We start from the raw sequence: 3017 nt of genomic DNA, 5'->3' as shown, positions 1-3017 counted from the left end.
TCGCCCCTGCCCGGCGCGTGGCCTCCTCGGCCGCTCCGCCCACCTCGCCGACGGCTTCTCCCGCGCTCCCGCCGATGTCCTCGACCAGCTCGCCGACGCCCTGCCCGACCTCTCCGACGGCCTCACCCGCAGCGCCGCCGACCGCCCCGACCGCGGACCCGGCACCGCGGCCCACGTTGTTGACGGCCGCCCCGACGTTGCGGACCAGGTCCTCGATGATCTGCGGATTGCGGTCGAGCGTCGTGAGGACCCGGTTGATGATCAGCGCGACGTTGTCCAGCCGGACCTTGAGCTGGGCCTGGGCTTCCACCCCGGAGATCCCGAGGTGTACCTGGCCCAGCGCGACATCGGCCCCCACGTTCAGCTTGAGCAGGTCGAGCACCTCGGCCTGGAGGGAGACGCGGGCCCGCAGGTTCTCCACGTCGAGGTCGATCTCGTCGACCTTGAGCTGGGGGACGTCCAGGAAGACGTCAGGGCTCCGCTCCTGCGCCGGCCGTCCCTCCGCGGCGTCGCCGCCCCGGACCACCCTGCCTTCGTGCGCCGCCTCATGGCCGAGCGGCTCTGCTCCGGCGTCATGGCCTTCGTCCAGCGCGTCGTCGTAGACCTCGTCGTCGTACGGTTCCGGATCCTCGGCGGCGTCCGTCGTGTGGCCGGCACCGTTGTCGGCGTGCTGCTGCATCACTGCGCCTCCGCGAGCTCGCCCGGGATTCTCGTCCTGTGTGCTCCATTCTGGCGCGAACGGTGGCGGTGGGACGGAGCCAAGGGGACCGCCTTGCGTCCCCGACACCCCGAAAGCCGGGACGAGAGCCCGGGCGCAGGGGCAGCGCGATGGACGACACCGCCAGGGCCGTACGGGTGACGGGAACGGAAGACGACAAGGGATCGCCCTCCTCGGCGAGGGTGCGGTGCGTGGTGCCGTTCATATCCGAGAAGCGCAACAACCTCGCCCGACGGCCGGCCCTGAGCTTGTCCCGTAAACGACCAGGCACGACGTTGCCCTGCGTGAGCACTGCCCCGCCGCTCTGGACGCCTTCACCAAGTGGGACAACAGCCTGCGCCGACCGGAGGCCCACGAGCTGATGAAGCTCGCGCCGATACTGTCCAAGGCCGCGAGCTTGACTCGCACCCAGATCACGGCGGCTTTCAAGCGTGCGGGCCGCGAGCGCGGCATCGAGGCGGGCGCCGAGCGGCTGCGCAAGGTATTCCGCACCGAGTGGGCCCGTCAGCCCAAACTTGTCGAGGATGCGCTCGGCAAGCAGACACTCGCCCATACTCGGACAGCTCACGGCCACCTGCATCACCGCCGCCGACCTCGCCCAGGCTGTCGAGGAGGCGTTCGGCAGCGTGCTTGAATCACCGGATGATCGACTGGTCCACACTCCACGACGCGTACGGTCTGGCGCACGCGATACCCGGGCTGCTAGATCGAGCCATCGGTCGTGACCAGGAGGCCATCGACGGGTTTTGGGAGCGTTTGTGCCACCAGGGGACGATCACCCCGGCGAGCATCGCCGCACTGCCGCATCTGGCTGATATCGCGAAGACCGAGGGCGCCGGGGACTGGGCTCTCGGTCTGGCCGGAGCCATAGCGAGTGGCCTCCTTCAACATCACGGCGCCGACGAAAGAGTCGCCCGCTGTGCCGCGGCCTTGGCCGACCTTCCCGCCATGGCCACCGCCCGGCTGCGGTCCGGCCTGGACGGAAGGGTCTTACCTGCGCCTGCTGCGGGCCATGCTCGCGTTCGACGGCCAGCCCTTGTGGTTCTAGGCCTTGGACGACTTCACCGATTCCTTCCTCACTGTCGCCTGTCCGCACTGCGACGCATCGGCAACGACCGCAGTCGGCGACCACGGCAGAACATGCAGGACGTCACTACGCCACCCAGTGCCACTACGCCTGGCTCGACGATGTCTGGTCGGTGGAATTGAGCGAGGCGGTCCACGCACCGCGGCGTGGGCCGACCTGCACGTTCACGCCGTGGCGGCGGCGCTTGTGGGCGAAGTCGACCCGGCTGTCGCCGACCCGGTCGCACTCGGCGAGCGCCCCGTCGAGCAGGACGTGACCGGGATTGGTCTCCCGCAGGACCCGCAGCAGGCCCAGAGCCCGGCTGGCGAGGTGACCGGTGACGGCGGTGACGTAGGCGTGGGCGGTGCCGACGGATATGCCGAAGCCGGCGGCGATCTGGGTGAGCGGGTCGTGCCGCCTCAGGTAGATCAGGACGACGAGAGCACGCTGGTGGGGCGGGAGCTTGCAGCGACGGTCACCCTCACGGGTGACGATGAGCATGGTTACGCACTCGACCAGGGCGTGAGGCAGGTCGAGTGAGGCAGGACAGGGAGCCAACAAGGCTCCCGCACTGATGAGTTGCGACGCAAACACCCCTTTCAACGGCACAGGAGCCTCGTGCGTTGCGGGACACCGGCCCGTCACCCGATCAGTGGCCACGCTGAAAGGGTTCAGTGGCCCATTCGTCGCTGCCTGTCGAATCGAAGCAGGACCCGAACCAGGCGCCACACTCCGGCCACTGCTCCGAACAGTGCGCCCCCCGCCAACACACGCTTCTCCGCCGAGCCGGAGAGGTCAAGGGCCTGGACGAGAGTCCAGACGACAGCGAAAACGACGCCAGCCAGCACGGCGGCAGTCACCAGGGCGAAGACGATCTCCACCGTCATTGCGTCCTTTTCCCACCGTGACTCACGCCCCATGTCCATGCTGCAAGTCTCACAGCTCGGTCAAGTGCGCCGCATCTGCGCCTGACTGCTGACTCTCGCAGACGGCTCGATCACCAATTGAGATGACTTCTCAGGGGCATCGCACTCGACATGCCCCATACGCTGGTCGAGTGGGTCACGATGCTTATCGTCAACTGTGCGCGTGACCGTCGGTGCAAGCTCCGACCGAGCGTGCTCTCGTAGCTCTTACCTACCTCCGGCGGCGCGACACTGAGCTATTTCCAACCTCAGCTTGAGCAGGTCAGATACAGGGTGAGGACCGCACCCGCAGCAACCGCTGAACACT

General features: G+C 68.0%; 2 protein-coding genes and 3 pseudogenes. 2 read left to right on the top strand and 3 right to left on the bottom strand.

What is annotated here, in order from left to right; translation table 11 throughout:
* A pseudogene (locus tag HW445_RS24460) lies at positions 1–679 on the bottom strand (hypothetical protein); the annotation flags it as partial.
* Positions 680–1079: 400 nt separating this feature from the next.
* On the opposite strand from HW445_RS24460, the gene HW445_RS24455 reads away from it, so the two are divergent.
* Positions 1080–1352, top strand: coding sequence for a hypothetical protein (locus tag HW445_RS24455; RefSeq protein ID WP_180223104.1), 273 nt, complete (start codon positions 1080–1082; stop codon positions 1350–1352).
* Positions 1353–1958: 606 nt separating this feature from the next.
* Here HW445_RS24455 and HW445_RS24450 read toward each other — a convergent pair.
* Both HW445_RS24450 and HW445_RS24445 read right to left on the bottom strand, forming a co-directional pair.
* Positions 1959–2342 (bottom strand): annotated as a pseudogene (locus HW445_RS24450) (transposase family protein); the annotation flags it as partial.
* 113 nt (positions 2343–2455) lie between these two features.
* The gene (locus HW445_RS24445; protein ID WP_180223103.1) at positions 2456–2710 is read right to left on the bottom strand and encodes a DUF6332 family protein; all 255 of its coding nucleotides are present in this window, start codon (positions 2708–2710) and stop codon (positions 2456–2458) included.
* A 111-nt stretch (positions 2711–2821) separates the two neighbouring features.
* Here HW445_RS24445 and HW445_RS24440 point away from each other — a divergent pair.
* A pseudogene (locus HW445_RS24440) lies at positions 2822–2943 on the top strand (IS5/IS1182 family transposase); the annotation flags it as partial.
* Positions 2944–3017 lie beyond the last annotated feature (74 nt).

This window comes from Streptomyces sp. UH6 (assembly GCF_013421635.1).
GTDB lineage: Bacteria > Actinomycetota > Actinomycetes > Streptomycetales > Streptomycetaceae > Streptomyces > Streptomyces abyssomicinicus.
Note: the sequence above shows the minus strand (reverse complement) of the source record. Positions and strands in the feature narration are given on the sequence as shown.